Annotated in this window: 18 protein-coding genes; 10 read left to right on the top strand and 8 right to left on the bottom strand. The window is 58.1% G+C overall.

Going from position 1 to position 20,308, the window contains the following annotated elements; translation table 11 throughout:
• The first annotated feature begins 245 nt into the window (after window positions 1-245).
• Window positions 246-5,123: an RHS repeat-associated core domain-containing protein gene (locus J3D54_RS17700; protein ID WP_253420726.1), complete on the top strand. Its 4,878-nt coding sequence runs from the start codon at window positions 246-248 to the stop codon at window positions 5,121-5,123.
• Window positions 5,120-5,512 (top strand): hypothetical protein, encoded by a 393-nt coding sequence (locus tag J3D54_RS17695; RefSeq protein ID WP_253420720.1) that lies wholly within the window; start codon window positions 5,120-5,122, stop codon window positions 5,510-5,512. Before J3D54_RS17700 ends, J3D54_RS17695 begins: the two co-directional genes overlap by 4 nt.
• Window positions 5,513-5,670: 158 nt before the next feature.
• On the opposite strand, the gene J3D54_RS17690 is transcribed toward J3D54_RS17695, so the two are convergent.
• The 7 genes from J3D54_RS17690 to J3D54_RS17660 form a co-directional block, all read right to left on the bottom strand.
• Window positions 5,671-5,886, bottom strand: coding sequence for a hypothetical protein (locus J3D54_RS17690; RefSeq protein WP_253420717.1), 216 nt, complete (start codon window positions 5,884-5,886; stop codon window positions 5,671-5,673).
• Between the two features lie 108 nt (window positions 5,887-5,994).
• Entirely contained in the window at window positions 5,995-6,165 is a 171-nt protein-coding gene (locus J3D54_RS17685) for a hypothetical protein (RefSeq protein ID WP_007940775.1), read from the bottom strand.
• A gap of 129 nt (window positions 6,166-6,294) precedes the next feature.
• On the bottom strand, window positions 6,295-6,720 hold the full coding sequence (locus J3D54_RS17680) for a glycine zipper domain-containing protein (RefSeq protein ID WP_253420714.1): 426 nt from the start codon (window positions 6,718-6,720) through the stop codon (window positions 6,295-6,297).
• Window positions 6,721-6,906: 186 nt separating this feature from the next.
• Complete coding sequence (locus J3D54_RS17675) at window positions 6,907-7,272, bottom strand: glycine zipper domain-containing protein (RefSeq protein ID WP_007940778.1); 366 nt, start codon at window positions 7,270-7,272, stop codon at window positions 6,907-6,909.
• A gap of 347 nt (window positions 7,273-7,619) precedes the next feature.
• The gene (locus J3D54_RS17670; protein WP_253420712.1) at window positions 7,620-7,814 is read right to left on the bottom strand and encodes a hypothetical protein; all 195 of its coding nucleotides are present in this window, start codon (window positions 7,812-7,814) and stop codon (window positions 7,620-7,622) included.
• 149 nt (window positions 7,815-7,963) lie between these two features.
• Window positions 7,964-8,284: a YbjQ family protein gene (locus J3D54_RS17665; RefSeq protein WP_105339643.1), complete on the bottom strand. Its 321-nt coding sequence runs from the start codon at window positions 8,282-8,284 to the stop codon at window positions 7,964-7,966.
• Between the two features lie 291 nt (window positions 8,285-8,575).
• Window positions 8,576-8,782 (bottom strand): hypothetical protein, encoded by a 207-nt coding sequence (locus tag J3D54_RS17660; RefSeq protein WP_253420708.1) that lies wholly within the window; start codon window positions 8,780-8,782, stop codon window positions 8,576-8,578.
• 528 nt (window positions 8,783-9,310) lie between these two features.
• Between J3D54_RS17660 and J3D54_RS17655 the strand changes: the two genes are divergently transcribed.
• The gene (locus J3D54_RS17655) at window positions 9,311-10,555 is read left to right on the top strand and encodes a site-specific integrase (protein ID WP_217857975.1); all 1,245 of its coding nucleotides are present in this window, start codon (window positions 9,311-9,313) and stop codon (window positions 10,553-10,555) included.
• A 285-nt stretch (window positions 10,556-10,840) separates the two neighbouring features.
• Here the strand turns inward: J3D54_RS17655 and J3D54_RS17650 are convergent, their stop codons facing one another.
• Window positions 10,841-11,758, bottom strand: a complete 918-nt coding sequence (locus J3D54_RS17650) for a LysR substrate-binding domain-containing protein (RefSeq protein WP_217857976.1) — start codon at window positions 11,756-11,758, stop codon at window positions 10,841-10,843.
• 185 nt (window positions 11,759-11,943) lie between these two features.
• Between J3D54_RS17650 and J3D54_RS17645 the strand changes: the two genes are divergently transcribed.
• The 7 genes from J3D54_RS17645 (at window position 11,944) to J3D54_RS17615 (ending at window position 19,990) form a co-directional block, all read left to right on the top strand.
• On the top strand, window positions 11,944-13,464 hold the full coding sequence (locus tag J3D54_RS17645; RefSeq protein WP_253420705.1) for an ABC transporter substrate-binding protein: 1,521 nt from the start codon (window positions 11,944-11,946) through the stop codon (window positions 13,462-13,464).
• A 105-nt stretch (window positions 13,465-13,569) separates the two neighbouring features.
• Window positions 13,570-14,487: an ABC transporter permease gene (locus J3D54_RS17640; RefSeq protein ID WP_217857978.1), complete on the top strand. Its 918-nt coding sequence runs from the start codon at window positions 13,570-13,572 to the stop codon at window positions 14,485-14,487.
• A 9-nt stretch (window positions 14,488-14,496) separates the two neighbouring features.
• Window positions 14,497-15,399: an ABC transporter permease gene (locus tag J3D54_RS17635; protein ID WP_217857979.1), complete on the top strand. Its 903-nt coding sequence runs from the start codon at window positions 14,497-14,499 to the stop codon at window positions 15,397-15,399.
• Window positions 15,400-15,415: 16 nt separating this feature from the next.
• A complete protein-coding gene (locus J3D54_RS17630; protein ID WP_253420702.1) occupies window positions 15,416-16,432 on the top strand; it encodes an ABC transporter ATP-binding protein in 1,017 nt (338 codons plus the stop codon).
• Entirely contained in the window at window positions 16,429-17,418 is a 990-nt protein-coding gene (locus tag J3D54_RS17625) for an ABC transporter ATP-binding protein (protein WP_253426649.1), read from the top strand. The genes J3D54_RS17630 and J3D54_RS17625 overlap by 4 nt, the downstream gene beginning before the upstream one ends.
• Window positions 17,415-18,839 carry a M20 family metallopeptidase gene (locus J3D54_RS17620; protein ID WP_217857982.1) on the top strand — a complete coding sequence of 475 codons (1,425 nt, stop codon included), beginning with the start codon at window positions 17,415-17,417 and terminating at the stop codon, window positions 18,837-18,839. The genes J3D54_RS17625 and J3D54_RS17620 overlap by 4 nt, the downstream gene beginning before the upstream one ends.
• On the top strand, window positions 18,836-19,990 hold the full coding sequence (locus J3D54_RS17615; protein WP_253420699.1) for a M20 family metallopeptidase: 1,155 nt from the start codon (window positions 18,836-18,838) through the stop codon (window positions 19,988-19,990). Before J3D54_RS17620 ends, J3D54_RS17615 begins: the two co-directional genes overlap by 4 nt.
• The last annotated feature ends 318 nt before the right edge of the window (window positions 19,991-20,308 follow it).

The raw sequence follows: 20,308 nt of genomic DNA, 5'->3' as shown, positions 1-20,308 counted from the left end.
CTCATGACATCTCAGGGCGGCTCAGGTACGGCCGGATCCGTGATGGATTAATGGGTTCAGCAGCATAGCGAGCGCGATTGGTCGAGAGCAACGGGCAATGCCTGGCGGATACAAAATCCTCTGCCGAGGGGCCCGCGCTGATTTAGCGATTTCCCCTACACCAAACACCTCCTTTCCCGACTTCTTTCCTTTTTGATCCCCCGCAAAGTCTCTCGCTCCAAATTGACCTGCGCGAGGGATTGCGAATGTTCGAACCTGACAAGGTCCTGGCCTTGAACAACGCCATCGGTCTGTTGGTGGTCGCCGCCATGAACCCCGAGCAGCCGAACATCGAAGCGCTGTTCAGTGATTTCCGACTCTGCCTCAACGACTACGACGCCTGGGCGGAAAGCTTCTGGAGCGGTGGCGCGCTGAACGTCGAGCAAGTGTTCAAGGTCGGCAACGAAGTCCGGCTCAGCGCACCGAAGGACTCCACCGCGCCTGTCAGCTCGACAGTCGCCATGTGCCCGGCCAGCGGCCCGTTGACCCTGGTGCATATGTTTGAAGCCGCGCGTTTCGTGCCGATCGGCGATACGCCGGTGATGCTTGAGCCGGTCATCTCGCAGCGCAATGGCGAACTGACGTTCGGCGAGCCCGTCCACGCAACCATCGGCCCCAGCGGTATTCTCGAAATCCCCGAATGCTGGCGCGGCCATCGCTATCGCATCACCTTCTTTCCCAATGTCTCCACTGAACATGTCAAAGCGCTCTACGCCTCCTATCAGGGAGTGATCGGCGAGCTGGAAGGCTGGTTGCACAACGAATGGACGAGCGAATTCGAGCCGTTATGGGCAGATTTTTCCAAAGCAGGTTTCACCCAACGCTACGGCCTGCTGCAACAGGCTGACTGGCACAGTTTCGAGCGTTCGCTGCACGGCTTGTGGGATGACGTGAAGCAGGTCTACGCCCTGGTGGCGGACCTGCAAGGCAGCAGCGAAAAACTCCTTGAATACCTGACACAAGGCGAGCTTGAGACGCTGCTGAACGCTTCGGCTGAAACCATTGCCAATGTGTTGCTGATGTTGAGCGATGAGCCGCTGATGTTCATCCATCTCGCCGCCTTCAGCAGTTGGCTGAGGATGTTACCGCCGCAGTACATCGCCGAAGTCGTGGCACAAATTCGTACGGAAATACTGATCAGTTTCCTGCTGATGTGTCTCACCGGTCCTACGGGGCTGAAGCTCGGCATGAGCGCCAAAGTTCTGGACAAACTCAAGTCCCAAAGGGCTCGGCAGTGGTTGGCGGCAGCCAGTTTGCGACTGGCTGAGCTGACGGCCAACTCGGACCTGACAGCCCACGCTGGCGCGCTCAAACCGCTCATGGTCAACGCGCGCAATGCAACGCTGAAACCTGCACCGACGGTTGCGCTACAAATCAGCCCCGGCGACGCACCGGTTATGCGGGTGGACAATCCGGTCGCGATTGCTCGCGACAAGTCCACAGCCATGACCCGGCTGGGCCGTCACGAACCTCACGACGATGTACCGAATCAAGCGAAAAACCCCAATGGCGACAGCGCCGATTGCGCGGCACTGACCTGCACCAACGGCTGTCCTGTGTCGATGGTCAGCGGCGAAGAACTGCTGACCCTGACCGACGGTGCGCTGGATGGACTGCTGCCGTTCGACTTCACCCGGTTGTACCGCTCCAGCGCAGTGGAGATCGATTGCGGGCTGGGCTGGGGCTGGAGCCATTCGCTGGCGCAGCGCTTGGAGCTGGGTGATGAACAGGTCATCTGGATCGACCATGAAAACCGTCGTACGACGTTTCCGCTGCCGAACGTCGAGCGCCCGGCCATCCACAACAGCCTGTCACGAGCAGCGATTTACCTCGGGACCGAGCCCGAGGAATTGATTCTCGCGCTGGCCGGTGATGAAGCGCGGTTCTACCACTTTCATAACGGTCGGCTGACGACGATCAGTGATGCTTATGACAACCGGCTGCGCATCACTCGCGACCGCCAGGATCGCATTCAACGCCTCGATAACGGCGCTGGCCGTTCGCTGCTGTTGTGCTACGAGCGCAGGCACCTCATCGCCGTCGAATATCAGTCGTTGCACCCCAGCGAGGACTTGAGTGAAGCCTGGCGCACAGAGCAAACGCTGGTTTTCTACCGCTACGACGCCCGCCAACGCTTGATCGAAACGACCAATGCCGTCGGGGAAAGCGAGCGTTACGACTACGACGACAACCACGTAATTTTGCAGCGGCAGCTGGCCGGTGGCGCGAGTTTCTTCTGGGAGTGGGAGCGGTCCGGCAAGTCGGCACGCTGTGTCCGGCATTGGGCGTCGTTTGCGCAGATGGATGCTCGTTATGCCTGGGATGGCCAGGGCAGCGTCACCGTCCAGCACATCGACGGCAGCGAAGAGGTTTACGTCCACGACGACCGGGCGCGGCTGGTGCGCCGGATCGGGATGGACGGCGGTGAGCTGCTCAAAACCTACGATGACAGCGGGCGGCTGGTGGCCGAGCAGGATCCGTTGGGGGCTGTCACCGAATACCGTTATGACGACGTCGGACGGTTGGTGGCGCTGATTCCACCGCAAGACGAGACAACGGCCTACGAGTATCGCAACGGTTTCCTGCATGCGCGCTATCGCGGTAAAGCGGTGTGGAAATACCAGCGCAATGCCCAGGGTGATGTCACCGAGGCGACCGATTCGGAGGGCCAGGTCACCCATTATCACTACGACCCTCAGGGGCGCTTGCTGTCGATCCGCTACCCGGACACCAGTCGCCATGTGTTCGTCTGGAATGCCTTGGGGCAGCTGCTCGAAGAGACCTTGCCGGACGGTGGGCAGCGGCGCTTTTCCTACGATGCGCTGGGACGGCAGATTACCCGTCAGGACGAACACGGTGCGGTCACCCAGTACCTATGGGATGCCGTTGGCCGACTGATTCAGACGACGTTGCCCACCGGGGCCACGCGCGGGTTCAGCTACAACGCCTACGGCAAGATCACCGCCGAGCGCGATGAACTGGGCCGCGTCACCCGCTACGAATACGCCGATGATCTGCACCTGGTCAGCCGCCGAATCAATCCGGACGGCACCCAGCTCCAGTACCGCTACGACAACGCACAGCTGCTGCTGACGGAAATCGAAAACGAATCCGGCGAACACTATCGGCTGGACTACACGCCCAATGGATTGATCCGACAGGAAACCGGCTTCGACGGCCGCCGCACTGCCTACGCCTACGACCTCAATGGCCACCTGCTGGAGAAAACCGAGTTCGGCGACGACGGCTCGCAGCTGGTGACGGCTTATGAGCGGGATTCGGCCGGACGGTTGCTGGTCAAAACGTTGCCCGATGGCATCAAGGTTGAATACTGCTACGACTCGCTGGGCCGACTGACCAGCGTCGACGACGATCACGATCACCCGCTGGAGTTCGAGTACGACCAACAGGACCGCCTAATCACCGAGCATCAGGGGTGGGGCACGCTGCGTTATGCCTACGACGCCTGCGGCCAGCTCAACCGCCTGCGCCTGCCGGACGGCAGCAAACTCGATTACCACCACGCCAAGGGTGGTGCGCTGACGGCTATCGACCTCAACGGCGCGCGACTGACCTCGCATACGTTCCTCACGGGGCGCGAACAAAACCGCCAACAAGGTCTGCTACTCAGTGAATATGCCTACGACGAACAGGGCCGGCTGAAGGCCCATGCCGTCGGCCAACACCAACATCCGCTCTACCGTCGCGACTATGCCTACAGCCTCAATGGCAATCTCGACAGCATCGCCGACACCCGTCATGGCCAGCGCAGCTATCAGTACTACCCGCTCAACCGACTGATCCGCGTCCGCCACTCCCGCGACCAGCAGCCGGAAAGCTACGCCCACGACCCGGCCGGCAACCTGCTGATGCAGGACCGCCCCGGCCCGACGACTGTCAAAGGCAATCGCCTGTTGATGCAGGGTGATCGCCACTTCGACTACGACACCTTCGGCAACCTGATCCGCGAGCGCCGTGGCACCGCGCAGAAACTCGTCACCGAATACCGCTATGACTGTCAGCATCGGCTGGTCGGCGTCACGTTGCCGGACGGTCGTTTTTCAAGTTACCGCTACGACGCCTTCGGCCGTCGCATCGCCAAAACCGTCGACGGCAAAACCACCGAGTTTTTCTGGCAGGGTGACCACCTCGTTGCTGAGAGCAGTCGCGAGCACCACCGCAGCTATGTCTATGAACCTGGCAGCTTCCGCCCGTTGGCCATGCTCGACGGCAAAGGCCCGCGCAAGGCCTGCCCGTTTTATTACCAACTCGACCACCTCGGCACCCCACAAGAACTCACCGACTACAGTGGCGACATCATCTGGGCCGCCCGATACACCGCCTATGGCCGCCTCACCCGCCTCAACCGCGACACCCATCAAGTCCTCGATCAGCCGTTGCGATTTCAAGGGCAGTATTTCGACGCGGAAACCGGCCTGCATTACAACCGGCATCGCTACTACAATCCGGATGTCGGGCGGTACCTGACTCCGGACCCGAGCAAGCTGGCAGGCGGGTTAAACGGCTATCAGTACACGCGCAATCCGGTGGGTTGGGTTGATCCGTTGGGGTTGAGTGAGTGCCCTGGGGGGGATGGGTGTAAGAAGCCGTCGTTTGGGGATGAGGATCCGGCGGGTAAGGTTGGGGTTGATGAGGGGGTGCCAAAAACTCCGTCCCCCAAGAGAGAAGAGGATTACTTATATCGCGGGGACGAACGAGAGCCTGATGATGTATTTCAAAATGGTTTTAAAAGCAAAGGCAAAAGCAATGATCTATTGCTCCACTCTATCGACAGTGAAAACCCACCCAGCAACTTTATCAGCACGTCGCCATCGCGAGATGTTGGCAAGCTTTTCGCCACTGGATATCATACAAAAGTAGGTTACCTTTATACTCTTCAAAAACTAGATGGACATGACTTACAGAAAGAGCTTGGACAGGCTTATCTTTTCGGATCAGAAAAAGAGATAGCCATAGCTAACCGTATAGAAAATGTCGACGTACTTGGCGCCACACTAATTATAGATGACGGCCGAGAGCTCGGCTATTCGATACCAAATCCGTACAGGATAATAAAAAAATGATAAATATCGAAATAACAGTAAGCATTGATGGCATAAAGGAAATCGCCAACCTCGTATGCGACAACAAAGACGTAACCATAACTTTTATAATGAGAAATGGCTTTAACAAAACATATTCAGACAGTGACTTTTATAGGTGCTTTGCACGTGTTAGAGAGGACAACCCCAACATACAATTTCTCTGCAAAGGATCAAAAATCAACGTACACACCTCCAGCATGTCATCACAAATGTCTCTTGGATTGAAAGCATATGAATTGACACTTGGTAAAGCGTCGTCACTCACCGATATAGTCTATATTTTTGATTATGATGATAACAATCTAACAAACGATCCAAATGAACAGCGATCTTTCTATAGATGCTGGATTGAATCAGAAAAGGTCTGATCATCAATAGCCCGGCTCACGTCCGGGCTGGTTCTACTCCCGTAGGCATCACCGCTATTCCCACCACCAAGGGTACATGGCGGCGCTTTCCCATCCGAAGAACCCCCATTCATTTCCGAGTAAGGCGGCATCCCCCTTGTCGACCGGTGCGTCAGGTTTCAGCTCGGTTCGCCCGAGGCGTCATCACCGGCGATGTCCGGGTCTTCCGGGTCGGCCTCCACATTACCGCGCTTCACATCATCGTCCGGTACTTGCTCCACAGCAGTGTCGTCATCGTCGGGCGGGCGCTGATTGCGACTCAAGGGGTTGGTGGGTGAAGGCAGCGGGTATTCGGGGGTATCGTCGATGTCGGAGTCTTTCGGATCAGCTTTCATAACGCACCTCTCAATGGACCTGAAAAGCAGATCCTGATATTTCGAGGACAACTCAATAGACGCGGTTCGGTCAGAAGGACGATTGGTCGTCCCGCCCACGAATCCCGATCACTCGTCGTCTTCCTCGTCATACTCATCATTCTCCAGGTTACCGACGTCGCCTGCGTCATCGGCATCGTTGAGCGGCACCGTGGCGTCATCCATCAGCGACCCCGGATCTTCGTTGCCGGGATCGTTGATCGGGCCCTCTTCTTCCTTGTCTTCGGTTTCCGGAGTCATGGCATGCCTCACAACGTTCAGGGTGTCTATAAAGTTCGAGAGGTCCTACGGCCAATCGTTCCAGAGCCCTATCGATAGAAACGAAAAACCCGGCACTCGGCCGGGTTTTTACTGACACTCGATATCGAGTTAGCGATGCTTGTACTTATTTTTATGCTTGTGTTTGTAGTAGCCGCCACCGGAATGCGAACTGCCGCGGTCATCCCCCATGCTGCTGCCCACCGCGCCACCGGCTGCGCCGCCCACGCCCGCGCCAATGGCCGAACCAGTGGAGCCGCCCAGGCTGTTGCCGATCACCGAACCACCCGCCGCGCCGAGGCCACCGCCGACGGCCGCTTCTGTGCGACTGCCCTTGCGCGCACCGACCGCACTGCCTGCCGCACCGCCGACGCCTGCGCCCACCGCAGCCCCGGTGCTGCCACCCAACTGCCCGCCGACTACGTTGCCCAACACACCGCCAAGACCACCGCCGACTGCAGCGTCGCCGTTACCGGCCGCCATTGCGCCCTGAGCGACCAAAAGCCCTAAAAACACTGTGGACAATGTCAAACGCATGATATGCACCTCTAATTTCCGCATTGGAGAAAAGAACATGCCGCGGATGGCTTCAGCCTGGCATCTGCATCTGTTGTACAGCAAACCAAATACCGACTGTATGAGATTTGAGCCACATGCCGGAGAAACGTTCCAAAACGAAAAAGCCCGGCATGTAAGCCGGGCTTTTTCAGCGGATCTTCAGGATCAGTGACCCTTTTTGGACAGGTTGCTGCCCACGCCACCGCCCAATGCGCCACCCAGGCCTGCGCCGATGGTGGAGCCGGTCTTGCCGCCCAGGCTGTTGCCGATTATCGAACCGCCCGCCGCGCCAACACCGCCGCCGATGGCCGCTTTGGTGCGGCTGCCTTTACGTGCGGCAACAGCGCTGCCGGCTGCACCCGCTACGCCAGCACCAATCGCTGCGCCGGTGCTGCCGCCCATTTTCTGGCCGACCACATTACCCAACGCACCACCCAGACCACCACCGAGCGCGGCCGTACCGTCACCGGCAGCCATCGCACCTTGAGCAACCAAAAGGCCCAAAACCAAAGCAGGCAGTGTCAAACGCATAACAAAAACCTCAAAAAAAGGGGAACGGAAAGGCCGGAGATTGAATGCTTTAGCGCAGGTAAAGTCCAGACACAAAACCGGAACAACCTCGCCATTGGCGACGGTTGGACAGCATTTATGCAAAAGGTTTTATGACAGGCAAAAAAAAGCCCGCTGGGGAGACGGGCCAGGGTACTGCTTTCTAACGGATGAGTTGAGCCTACGTAGGCCGGTGTGAAAAGTTTGTGAAAAAAATACCAGTGCTCGCAAAGTTGTAGGACATTTCTCGGCATTGCCATCGAGGCACCTTTCCTGCCCTTCAGAAACAAGAAACCCCGCTCAATGGCGGGGTTCGTGCTGTTATCGGTTTACTTCCTGGAGGGCGCCCCCAGCTTGGGCATAAATTTCGATTTCGGCCCTCGGGTTCTAGGCACTGCAGATTTGATTTTGTTGATTTGGATACGGTCTTCGCCGAAGCTCGGCACATAGTCCGTCTGACCACACTGCACGCAATCATTGATTGGAAACTCTGCACCGTCGTCTTCGATATACGGCTCAGCCATATCTTCGCTCCTCTCAAAACGGGTCGATACCGGCAAGCCCTTTTTGCCTGAAAAATATCGACCACCCTGGTTTTTGAGACTAGCCGGTCATTCCCAGACTTGTGATTCAGATCGTTACATGCCCGACGAATGGCCAGCACCGCGCCGACCTACCTCAGCTTGACCGCCGTCCCGGTGACAAACACCACCACCATCCCACCCTTTCCAGCCGGCATGCTGATCTCATAATCGAGCCCCACCACCGCATCCGCCTGAAGTGCCCGCGCCCGCTCCTTGATCTCGTCGGTCGCCTGAATCCGCGCATCCTTCAACGCCCGCTCCAACGTCTGAGAACGCCCACCAAAAAAATCCCGCATCCCGGCGAACATGTCGCGGATCACGTTAACGCCCTGCACCGACTCGGCGCTGACGATGTCCAGGTACGCGGTGATTTGCCGACCTTCGATGGTGTGGGTAGTGGTGGTGATCATGAGATGTCCTTGTCCATAGAAGCGCGCATTATTCCTCGCTAGTCAGGTGATGAAAACAAAAAGCCCGGAACTGGATTACCCCCAGTAATGGTTGAGTAATACCAACTCGAATACCGCTATAAGCACCATAAAGAACACGAATCGTCGTGAAAATACCCGCCTGGGGCGTGATGGCGTCCAATCGGATACCTGGCACAGCGCACTGATGAAATCGAGTAAATCGCTCATGAATCCCTTCATACACAAAAAACTCGCACCGAACGGATCGCGAGGCGAGGTGATATCAGCCTTTCACGGCATCGAAAGAATCAGGGGGTAGAGCAGCTTGATCAACACCGCAGTGACGGTCGCCACCGTACCGATTAAGCCAGTCGCAACAGCTACCGGGTACCAAAAAGTTTCACGGGGCATCTTGCCCGCTTCGGCATTCAGCTTGCGCTGCTCAGCCATCAGCTTGACGATTTCCACGTGAACCTTTTCCAACTCCGCCTGCTTCATGGTGAATTCCTGCATAACGTGCGTGCGTCCGTTCCGGATGATGGGGCGCGTCGTGTGCGCTGCCCTTTGGGTCATTTTGTACCTTAAAGGCGCAAAACGAATACCCCCTCCCGATGCGGCTCATGCGAGGTGCCAAAACCTATGAAAGCCCCCAAACCATCTGGCTTTCCAGCATTGCTTCCCACGCGCCTATCCATCGTCCTACATCAATTTCGGAAGCGCCTTCGCTGATACCACCATGCATAAAATCCAGACGCCAGAAACCACAAAACCCCTGACTTCTCTCGAAATCAGGGGTTTCGTGTATATCGAATTTGGCGGTGAAGGAGTCCGCTATTTTAGTGTTTTTAGAAGTCCAGCGACTTTTAAGGTTTCTTATAAAACTTCTATAAAAACAGATGATTGAGTGATTTTTTTCTTTGGTGTTCCAAGCGTGGCTACATGAAGCCAGGGTCCAAGGTATGGGCTGGAGTATGGGCCGGAGTTCATTTAGATTGAGTCATCAGCCTTTCAAATAGGAGGTGATTGATGGCATCCCTGACGACGAAAACGGTAGAGAAAATAGTCAGATCCGGGTTACCTGGAATGACCAATGATGGTGACGGCCTCTACTTGAAAGTCGGCCGTACCGGTGGCGCAAGTTGGATCTTCCGCTACAAGCTTGCTGGCAAGAGCCGAGACATGGGGCTGGGCGGGCACCCCGAAGTAAGCCTTGCGGTAGCTCGTGAGAAAGCAGCAGAAGCCAGAAAGCTGAGCAAATCAGGCGTCGATCCTCTTACCACTCGGGATGAGGAGATGGAACGGCAACGACTGGAAATAGAAGCCGAGCGTTTAGCTCAGGATGCAGCCAGGGCCAAAGCAACCACTTTCAAAGAGGTTGCACTCGACTACATCGCTGCCCACAGGACGGGCTGGAAAAATGCCAAGCATGCTCAGCAGTGGGAGAACACTCTGGCTACTTATGCATTCAAGGTCATAGGCGATCTTCCGACGCAGGAAATAGGCATTGAGCATGTGTTGAAAATCCTCAAGCCGATTTGGACAGCAATACCCGAAACTGCCAGCCGCTTGCGAAACCGAATCGAACTGGTACTCGATGCAGCAAAGGCCAGAGGGCTACGCGATGGAGAAAACCCCGCTCGATGGCGTGGACACCTGGACAAACTGCTACCACCTCGCTCAAAAGTGCGTGCTGTGAAGCATCACGCAGCAATGTCATGGACAGAGCTTCCCGCCTTTATGGCGCCCCTTGAGAAAGCAGATGATCTTAGCTCTAAAGCATTGCGATTTACCATCCTGACTGCCTGCCGAACCAGTGAGGTGCTTGAGTCGACGTGGGCAGAGATTGATGTGCCAGCAAGGGTATGGACCATTCCTGCGCTGAGGATGAAAGCAGGTAAGGAACACCGGGTGCCTCTATCAAAAGCGGCATTGGATTTACTCACAGGGCTTCCTCGTGTTGAAGGAAACAATCACCTATTTGCGGGGGCTCGCAAAAAGCGTCCTCTGAGCAATATGGCGATGTTGATGGCATTGCGTCGGATGAAGCGGGACGATCTCACGACGCATGGATTCCGCTCGACTTTCAGGGATTGGGCTAGTGAAGTTACTCACCATCCTCGAGAGGTCTGTGAGCAGGCGCTCGCGCATACAGTAGAGAATGCGGTAGAGGCGGCTTATCGACGTGGCGATCTTTTTGAAAAGCGGCGAATATTGATGGAGGATTGGGCGCGATATGCCTCCGGGCATCCGGTAGCAAATACTGTTGAATGAGGAGCGAGATGTTCAAGCCATCATCTCACCTCGTTTATCGAGTGGAGGATGGCGACACCGGCGACAACCCGCGTGGTGCTTGGCCTGCAGCGTGGCGACAGATGTGGCGCCTGTCGCCGTTGCAAGCCTCGCTCTTGGGGCTTTTTCGGCCAAGCCCACGAGGACGGGAAGGCTCCGCATTGTTGCGTCGTATGGTTAAGCCCACAGTTATTCGCAGCCACTCGTAGAGTTTGATTTGGGTGCTAGAGCGACCACAAGGCGGAAGCGTCGAGTAACCTGGTCTTTTCAACGACGCTTCGCCTTCGCCAGCTCAGCGATCAGAAAATCCCTGAACGCAGAAACCGCCGCCGGTAAATTGCGTCCAGCCATGCTTTGCAGTTCGATGCGCCGTGCCTGCATGCCTTCATCCAGGATCGGCAAGCATTGCAGCTGCTTGTCCGCTACCTGTTTGTGCAAGGTCATTTCGCTGGCCAGGCTAATCACACCTTCTTCGCGGACGAAGCTATAGAGTGCGGCAACGTAATTAGTGGTCAACACCGGGTCGAACAACAACCCCTGTACACCGCAACAGATGTCGAACAGTTGCCGTATCGTGGTGTCGGCCTTCGGTAACGCTATGGGCCAGGGTTGCAACTCGGCGAGGCTGACCGCTTCACGCCCGGCCAAGGGGTGAGAATTGGAGACCACGGCAAAAATCGCCCCGCTCAGGACATGTTCGACCTTGATTTCCTTTTGCGGCATCAGGCTGAAGGTCATCGCCAGATCGGCTTCCCCAGAACGAACCTTCTCAGTCGCTTCCGCAGGCGCACAGACCTCCAATGTGAAATGAATGCCCTGATACTCACGCCTGAACGCGCTAATGCTCCTGGGCATGTATTCCAGTGCAAATCCTTCCGAGCAGGCAACATGCACATGACCCCGTTGCAAGCCATGCAGCTCGGTAATTTCCAGCACCACCTGCTCGGCCTCAAGCTGCGACTTGCGCGCATAAGCCGCCAGTCGCGCCCCCGCCTCGCTGAGCACCATGCCACGGGCACGACGCTCAAACAGGCTGGCATCCAGGGCCAACTCAAGCTTGGAGATTTGTCGGCTCACCGCTGACGCCGCGACATTCAGCCGTACCGAGGCTTCGCTGATCGATCCGCATCGCGCTACTTCCAGAAAATAGCGCAGAGCCGTGGACTGCACACCATACAGCTGCATCGGCGCCCCCAAGGATTGCCTTTTCGGCAACGGAAGTATCGAAATATTATTCTTGTGGCATTGATAGCCTTTCCCTACATTCGTGTCCAGACCAAAAAAACATTACCTGACCTATTCATCCTCCTTTACGCATTTGCGATTCGCTGCCCTTTGATTCAACCACTCTCGCCAACGGAGACGACGGCATGGGCATCAAAGGTTTCGCCTGCAGTATTGCGCTGATGGGCCTCATCAGCAGTTTTCCGGCTCACGCCGGTAAAGCCAACGACACCCTGGTTTACGCTTCCGACAGCGAGCCTGAAAACATCAGCCCCTATCACAACGATTTACGCGAAGGTGTGATTCTCGGCCGGCTGATCTGGGACAACCTGATCTACCGCGATCCCAAGAGCGGCGAATACAAACCCATGTTGGCCACCAGCTGGAAACAGGTCGACGACACCACCATCGACTTTGATCTGCGCAAAGGCGTCAAATTTCACAACGGCGACGCCTTCACCGCCGACGACGTGGTGTTCACCCTCAACTACGTGGTGTCGCCGGAAGCGAAAGTCGTTACCGTGCAAAACGTAGACTGGATCAAGAGCGCCGAAAAGACCGGTGACTACAGCGTCCGCCTGTATTTGAAGAAGCCCTTCCCTCCGGCACTGGAATACCTGTCCAACGCCGTTCCGATGTTCCCCAAGCAGTACTTCGAGAAGGTCGGCCTGGCCGAATTCAGTCGCAAGCCAATTGGTACCGGGCCGTATAAAGCCGTGTCGGTGGTGGCTGGCGAAGGCGTGACCATGGAGATCAACAAGGACTACTTTTCGGACAGCCCACAAGGCAAGCCACATATCGGCCACCTCACGTTCCGGGTGATCCCGGATGCAGAAACCCGCCTGGCCGAGTTGATGACCGATGGTGTCGATTGGACCTGGCGTGTGACCTCGGATCAGGCAGTCGACCTCAAAGGCATGCCGAACCTGACCGTGACCAGCAGCGAAACCATGCGCATCGGCTTCCTGATTCTTGATGCTCGGGGCACCTCCACGGAAAACTCGCCGATGAAGAACCTCAAGGTGCGTCAGGCCATCAACTATGCGATCAACCGCAATGCGCTGGCCACGCAATTGGTGGGTGGCGAAGCCAAACCCTTGCAGGTTGCCTGTTATCCAGGCCAGTTCGGCTGCGATACCACCGCGGCCACGGTCTACAACTATGACCCGACCAAGGCCAAGGCGCTGCTCGCCGAAGCCGGTTACCCAAATGGCTTCGAGACAGAAATCTTCGCTTATCGCGACCGTGATTACGTCGAAGCCATCATCGGTAACCTGCGCGCTGTGGGCATCAACGCCAAGCTACGCTACTTGAAGTACGCCGCCCTGCGCGATCAGCAACGTGGCGGCAAGGTGCCGATGTCGTTTCAGGCCTGGGGCTCGTTCTCGATCCTCGACACCTCGGCGTCGGCCGGCACCTGGTTCAAGGGCAATCCGGACGACAACATCAAAGATCCGCAAGTCCAGGGTTGGTTGCAGGCCGCCGATAACGCCCTCGACCCGCAATTTCGCAAGGACAACTACCGCAAGGCGTTGCAGCGCATCAGCGAACAGGCGTACTGGGCGCCGCTGTTCAACTACTCGATGAACTACGCCTACACCTCCGAACTCGCGTTCACGCCGTACCCGGATGAGCTGCCGCGTTTCGTTCAGTCCAGTTGGAAGTAATCCGCAACCGAGCGGATTGATCGAGAGGTGCCGTGGCTTGCGGACTAACCCGCACCACGGACACGTCCTCACACCTGCCATCCATTGGATATGAGGAAACTTGCCATGCTTGGATTCCTTCTGCGCCGTCTGGGCATCGCTATTTGCGTTGCCATTACCGTGTCGGTGATCAGCTTTTCTCTTTTGCATCTGTCCGGCGACCTGGCCACGGCCATTGGCGGACCGGAAGCCACTAGCGAACAGATCGAACAGATCCGCGTGCAGTACGGTTTGAACAAACCGCTACCGACCCAGTACTTCAACTGGCTGGGCGATTTGCTACGGCTGGACCTGGGCAACTCTTTTTTCTTTCAGGAGTCGGTCTACAACCTCGTCGCCAGCCGCTTGCCGATTACCCTCGGGTTAGGTGCCATGGCGCTGGGTATCGCCTTGCTGGTGGCGATTCCACTGGGCGTGCTGGCGGCGGTCAAACGCGACACCTGGGTTGACCGACTGGCCTTGAGCATTGCGGTGCTGGGTCAGGCAATGCCAAGTTTCTGGTTTGCGCTGATGTTGATCGTGGTGTTCGCGGTGACGCTCAAGTGGCTGCCGGTGTCCGGCAACTCGACCATGCTGCACTTCGTCATGCCGGCCATTGCCTTGGGCTACTACGCGACTCCGGCAATCATGCGTCTGACCCGCGCCGGCATGCTTGATGTACTCAGTTCCGATTACATCCGCACCGCCCGCGCCAAGGGCCTGCGCCCTGCCCGCGTGTTGTTCAAGCATGCACTGCGCAACGCCTTGATTCCGGTAGTCGCGCTGGCGGCGGTGGAGTTCGGCTTCATGCTCGGCGGTTCGGTGGTGATCGAAACCGTGTTCTCCCTGCAAGGCATCGGACAACTCGCCTGGGACGCCATCGCCCGTGACGACTTTCCGGTGGTACAGGCCGTGGTCCTGCTGATTGCGGTGATCTACATCATCCTCACCTTGCTGGCCGATGTGCTCAACGCACTGCTCGACCCGCGCATTCGCGTGCGCTAGGAGGCTTACATGAGCACCCCCACGACCCTTGCGATCAATGACTACCTGCCACCACCGAGCAGCCTGAGCCGAGTACTTGGCAAGAGCTTTCGTCATCGTGGTTTCGCCATCGGCGCGGTGTTGTTGCTGATCATCTTCGCTGGTGCACTATTCGCGCCGTGGCTGGCACCTTACGACCCTTATGCGCAAGACGTGATGCTGCGCATGAAACCGCCGGTATGGATGGCCCACGGCACCTGGGAGTACGTCCTCGGCACCGACAAGCTGGGCCGTGACTACCTGTCGCGACTGCTCTACGGCGCACGTATTTCGCTGTTCATCGGCATTGCGGCGGCGCTGATTTCCGGCTTTATCGGCACCGTCATGGGGCTGTTGGCTGGTTACTACGGCGGCAAGGTCGATGCGTTTATCAGCTACCTGATCACCACCCGACTGGCGATGCCGGTCGTGATGGTCGCGCTGGCCTCGGCCTCGCTGATGGGCGGCTCACTGAAAGTGGTAATCGTGCTGCTCGGCTGCCTGTTATGGGATCGCTTCGCGGTGGTGGTCAGGGCTTCGGTGCAACAGATTCGCGATGCTGAATATGTGGCGTCGGCCCAGGCTCTTGGCTGCTCGACCCTGCGCATTCTGGTCAGTGAAATCCTGCCCAATCTGGTCGGCGCGCTGATCGTCGTCGCGACTCTGGAAATGGCCCACGCGATCCTGCTGGAGTCGGCACTGTCGTTCCTCGGGGTTGGCGTACAGCCGCCGACGCCGTCCTGGGGTTTGATGATCGCTGAAGGCAAACCCTACATGTTCTTTTCCCCATGGGTCATCGCCATTCCCGGCGTCGCCCTGATGATTCTGGTGCTGGGCATCAACCTGGTCGGCGATGGCCTGCGCGATCTGATCCTGCCCGACGGCCGCAACTGATAGAGGAGTACCGAACATGGCACTACTCCATGTGGAAAACCTGCGCGTGGACATCCCCATGGGCAACAGCCCGACGCCGGATGACATGCTGCATGCCGTGCGCGGTCTGGATTTTGAAGTCGAGCGCGGTGAAATGCTGTGCATCGTCGGCGAATCCGGCTGCGGTAAATCCCTGACCTCGCTGGCGCTGATGGACCTGTTGCCACGCAAGGCTAAACGCACCGCGTCCCGGCTGACTCTGGACGGTATCGACATGCTCGGCCTTAGCGAACGGCGCATGTGTGACCTGCGCGGCAACCGTCTGGCGATGATCTTCCAGGAACCGATGACCTCGCTGAACCCGGCCTACAGCATTGGCGATCAGCTCAGCGAAGTGCTGACTCAGCATCGCAAGGTGTCACGCAAGGATGCCCTAGCTCGCGCCGCGCAGATGCTGGAGAAAGTCGGTATCAGCAATGCCACCGAGCGCTTGCGTCAGTATCCGCATCAACTTTCTGGCGGTTTGCGCCAGCGGGTGATCATCGCCATGGCGTTGATGTGCGAACCGGACCTGATCATCGCTGATGAGCCAACCACGGCACTGGACGTGACCATTCAAGCGCAGATCCTGCGCTTGATCCGCGACATTCAGAAAGAACTCGGCCTGGCGGTGATCTTCATCACCCACGACCTTGGGCTGGTGGCACGGATCGCCGATCGGATCGCAGTGATGTATGCCGGGGAGATCGTCGAAACCGCCCCTGCCCTGCAACTGTTCGAGAACCCACAGCATCCGTACACCCGTGGTCTGCTGGCCAGTATTCCAATCCCTGGTCGGACCAAACCGGGTGAGGCGCTGGGTTCGATTCCAGGCCTGGTGCCGAGTCTGGTAGGCGAACAGCAAGGTTGTGCGTTCCGCAATCGTTGCGGTCAGGCGATACCGGCCTGCGCGCAAAACATCCCCGAAGTCGAACAGGACGGACACATGGCGCGCTGCCTGTTCGCCGCACCGGACCCCGCACCGATTCGCCTTCAGGAGAGTGCATGGTCATGAAAAAAGACATCACTTTGGAGCTGTGTGACATCCGTCGCGAGTTTCGGATCAACAAGGGCTTTTTCAAACCCGCCGCCACCCTGAAGGCCGTAGATGGCGTTTCCCTGCGCCTGATGCGTGGCGAGACCCTCGGTCTGGTAGGCGAGTCCGGTTGCGGAAAAAGTACCCTGGCAAAGATGCTGCTCGGTCTCTTGCCGCCTACCAGCGGCGATGTGCTGGTCAATGGCAAACATCTGGCGGCGACTGATCGTAAGGAAATGTCCCGGCACATTCAGCCGATATTCCAGGACCCGTATTCCTCGCTGAACCCACGCAAGACACTGCGCGAAATCGTTACCCTGCCGCTGATCGTGCATGACATCGGCAGCACCGCCGAGCGGCGCAAGAAGACCGAAGAGATGCTCGAGGTGGTCGGCCTGCCCAAACGGGTCATCGACAGCTATCCGAGCCAACTTTCCGGCGGCCAGCGGCAACGGGTGGCCATTGCCCGGGCGTTGATCATGCGCCCTGACGTGTTGATCTGCGACGAACCCACCTCGGCGCTGGACGTTTCGGTGCAGGCGCAGATTCTCAACCTGCTGCAAGACCTCAAGCGCGAATTCGGCCTGACCTATCTACTGATCAGCCATAACCTGGCGGTCATCGAACACCTCGCCGACCGGGTCGCGGTGATGTATCTGGGGCGCATCGTCGAAGAACGCACTCGCGAATCGTTGTTCGCTAAACCCGGCCACCCTTATACCCGCGCCTTGCTGGATTCGGTGCTCACGCCCGATCCACGCCTGGGCATTCCCGAAATCGGCCTGCACGGCACCTTCCCCAATCCGATGTCACCGCCGTCCGGTTGCGCCTTCCATCCGCGCTGCCCGAACTGCTTCGCCCCCTGCAAAACGGCCTACCCGGCCAATGGTCCGCTTATCGGCGGCAACGTGCGTTGCCACCTTCACGACAATCCTGCCCAAACACTGGAGCTTGTCCACTCATGAGTCGTTCACTGGCCATCAGCAACACCACAGAGCAATTTGACAACGGCGCATTTTTCAATCTGCTCGAACGTAGCGTCGCCTTGCACACCGAAAGCCAGGCAACGGACAGCCAGCCCGAGTTGCATCGCTACCTCAATGACTTCATCACCCCGCATGTCGAGGCGATGGGCTTCAGCGTCAAGATCTATGACAACCCGGTGGCAGAGCGCGGCCCCTTCATGATCGCCACACGCATTGAACATCCAGAACTGCCAACCGTGCTCAGCTACGGCCACGGTGATGTGGTGCGGGGCTATGAAGCGCAATGGCGTGAAGGCCTGTCGCCGTGGCAAGTCACTGTCGAAGGCGATCGCTGGTACGGCCGCGGCACGGCGGATAACAAAGGCCAGCACCTGATCAACCTGACCGCGCTGGAGCAAACGCTCAAGGCTCGCGACGGCAAGCTGGGTTTCAACGTCAAACTGCTGCTGGAAATGGGCGAAGAAGAAGGCTCGCCGGGCTTGAATGCATTCTGTGCCGCGCACAGTAAAGAGCTCGCGGCGGATATTTTCATCGCCTCGGACGGCCCGCGCCTGTCGGCATCACGACCGACGATTTTTCTTGGCTCACGTGGGGTGTTCAACTTCGAGCTGGTGGTCAATTTGCGCGAAGGCGCTCATCACTCTGGCAACTGGGGCGGGTTGCTGGCTAACCCTGGCATCATTCTGGCCAATGCCATCGCAAGCATGGTCGATGAACACGGTCGGGTGAAAGTTGCGGGGCTGATGCCCGAGACACTGCCGGAGCCGGTTCGGCAGGCACTGGCCGATATTGACGTCGGTGGCGGACCGGGCGATCCGGAAATCGACGCCAACTGGGGTAATCCGGAGCTCTCGCTGAGCGAAAAGGTGTTCGGCTGGAACACCCTCGACGTCATCGCCTTCAAGACCGGCAACCCGGACGCCCCCGTGCATGCGATCCCCGGTAAGGCCAACGCCCACTGCCATATCCGCTTCGTGGTGAACAGCGACTACACGACCTTTATCCCGGCTGTGCGCACCCACCTGGATGCTCATGGTTTCAGCAATGTCGAGATCAAGCAAAGCCGCATCGATGTGATGCATGCCACTCGGCTAGACCCGCAAAGCCCATGGGTCAATTGGGCGCTCAGCTCCTTGGCACAGACCACCGGCAAAAAACCTGCGCTGCTGCCAAACCTCGGTGGCTCGCTGCCCAACGACGTGTTCGCGGACGTGCTCGGCCTGCCAACATTGTGGGTGCCGCACTCGTACCCGGCATGCTCACAACATGCGCCGAACGAGCACTTGCTGGCACCGGTGGTCAAGGAAAGCCTGCAAATCATGGCCGGACTATTCTGGGACCTGGGCAACGACGCGGCACGCCTGACTCAGGAACATCAGTTACGGGAGCAGGCGCAATGAACGCCACGCCACAACAGGCGCTGGACTGGCTTGCTGACCAGCGCCAAGCCATGGAAGCGCTGCTACAGCGTATCGTCGACACCGACTCCAACAGCTATGACAAGGCGGGCGTCGACGCTGTGGGCGCGCTGCTCGAGGCTGAACTGGAAGCTGACGGCATCCTGCTCAAGCGCATGCCGGTCGATGGTTTTGGCGACGTGATACTCGCCGAAGTGCCAGGCGCATCTGGAAAGCCGGTGCTGTTGCTGGGCCATCGCGACACAGTGTTCCCCAAAGGCACCACCACGACTCGCGGCTACAGCCGCGACGCCAATCTCGCCTATGGCCCCGGCGTCGCCGACATGAAAGGCGGCTTGGTGCTCAATTGCTTCGCCCTCATGGCACTCAAGCGCGCCGGTCAGTTGCCCTGTCCGGTGCAGGTTCTGTACACCGGTGACGAAGAAATCGGCTCCGGCAGCGCCAGAACCCATATCGAAAACGCAGCCCGTGCCGCCCGCGCCGTGCTCAATACCGAACCCGGCCGGGCCAGCGGTAACGTGGTCAGCGCACGCAAAGGCGGTGCCACGCTGATCATCGAAGTCAGCGGCCGCGCGGCGCATGCCGGGGTCAACCATGCCGACGGAGCCAGCGCCATCGAGGCCCTGGCACGCAAGATCGTCAAGCTCCATGCCTTGACCGATTACCCGGCAGGCATCACCACTAACGTTGGCCTGATATCCGGTGGCACGTCCAGCAACACCGTCGCGCCTAGCGCCTCCGCCCGACTGGACGTGCGCTTCATCGAACTCAAGCACTGGGATCAGATCTTTACCGCAATCCAGGCCATCGTCGCAGAAGAAGAACTGATCGGCACCAGCGCCATCCTCAAGGAAGCGACGACCTTTCTACCGATGGAAGCCCATCACAGCGAACGGCTGCTGCACATCTACCAACAAAAAGCGCTGGCGCTGGGTTTCAGCGTCGAAGGCGAATTCACCGGCGGTTGCGCCGACTCCGGATTCACCGCCAGCCTGGGCATTCCAACCCTGTGTGGCCTCGGGCCGGTTGGTGGCAAGGTCCACACCGATCGTGAATATCTGGAACTGGACACGCTGGTGCCTCGCGCGCTGGCCTTGGTGGCGACCATTCTGGCTATCGGCGAGAGCAGTTGAGCTAATGGGTCTCTACGAATCGCCGGGGATAGGGTGTTCACGCAGTCACGCCCCGGCGTTGAAGGTTGACATCATCACCTGATGGCATACCACCGACGAGATAAGATCGCACGCCAACATGAACGAGCAGGAACTGATTAACCCAGCGCCATAACGCGGACTCAACAACCCCGGACAAGCGACAAGATCCAGTGTTTACCGACGAGATGACATTCGAGCATCCGACTGTAAGAGCGCATGGTCATGACGATTCCAAGGGTCCAACGCTACTGTCCGGAATTGGTGGACTACTCCTTCAACGCCCTAGATGGCGATAAG

Origin of the sequence: Pseudomonas sp. GGS8, from assembly GCF_024168645.1 — a bacterium.
GTDB lineage: Bacteria > Pseudomonadota > Gammaproteobacteria > Pseudomonadales > Pseudomonadaceae > Aquipseudomonas.
Note: the sequence above shows the minus strand (reverse complement) of the source record. Positions and strands in the feature narration are given on the sequence as shown.

Coding starts and splice junctions, on each gene's coding strand:
- J3D54_RS17615 (WP_253420699.1), top strand. CDS start 18,836: ATGAACGCCACGCCACAACAGGCGCTGGACTGGCTTGCTGACCAGCGC.
- J3D54_RS17640 (WP_217857978.1), top strand. CDS start 13,570: ATGCTTGGATTCCTTCTGCGCCGTCTGGGCATCGCTATTTGCGTTGCC.
- J3D54_RS17620 (WP_217857982.1), top strand. CDS start 17,415: ATGAGTCGTTCACTGGCCATCAGCAACACCACAGAGCAATTTGACAAC.
- J3D54_RS17625 (WP_253426649.1), top strand. CDS start 16,429: ATGAAAAAAGACATCACTTTGGAGCTGTGTGACATCCGTCGCGAGTTT.
- J3D54_RS17680 (WP_253420714.1), bottom strand. CDS start 6,720: ATGCGTTTGACATTGTCCACAGTGTTTTTAGGGCTTTTGGTCGCTCAG.
- J3D54_RS17645 (WP_253420705.1), top strand. CDS start 11,944: ATGGGCATCAAAGGTTTCGCCTGCAGTATTGCGCTGATGGGCCTCATC.
- J3D54_RS17670 (WP_253420712.1), bottom strand. CDS start 7,814: ATGGCTGAGCCGTATATCGAAGACGACGGTGCAGAGTTTCCAATCAAT.
- J3D54_RS17665 (WP_105339643.1), bottom strand. CDS start 8,284: ATGATCACCACCACTACCCACACCATCGAAGGTCGGCAAATCACCGCG.
- J3D54_RS17700 (WP_253420726.1), top strand. CDS start 246: ATGTTCGAACCTGACAAGGTCCTGGCCTTGAACAACGCCATCGGTCTG.
- J3D54_RS17690 (WP_253420717.1), bottom strand. CDS start 5,886: ATGAAAGCTGATCCGAAAGACTCCGACATCGACGATACCCCCGAATAC.
- J3D54_RS17660 (WP_253420708.1), bottom strand. CDS start 8,782: ATGAAGCAGGCGGAGTTGGAAAAGGTTCACGTGGAAATCGTCAAGCTG.
- J3D54_RS17650 (WP_217857976.1), bottom strand. CDS start 11,758: ATGCAGCTGTATGGTGTGCAGTCCACGGCTCTGCGCTATTTTCTGGAA.
- J3D54_RS17695 (WP_253420720.1), top strand. CDS start 5,120: ATGATAAATATCGAAATAACAGTAAGCATTGATGGCATAAAGGAAATC.
- J3D54_RS17630 (WP_253420702.1), top strand. CDS start 15,416: ATGGCACTACTCCATGTGGAAAACCTGCGCGTGGACATCCCCATGGGC.
- J3D54_RS17685 (WP_007940775.1), bottom strand. CDS start 6,165: ATGACTCCGGAAACCGAAGACAAGGAAGAAGAGGGCCCGATCAACGAT.
- J3D54_RS17655 (WP_217857975.1), top strand. CDS start 9,311: ATGGCATCCCTGACGACGAAAACGGTAGAGAAAATAGTCAGATCCGGG.
- J3D54_RS17635 (WP_217857979.1), top strand. CDS start 14,497: ATGAGCACCCCCACGACCCTTGCGATCAATGACTACCTGCCACCACCG.
- J3D54_RS17675 (WP_007940778.1), bottom strand. CDS start 7,272: ATGCGTTTGACACTGCCTGCTTTGGTTTTGGGCCTTTTGGTTGCTCAA.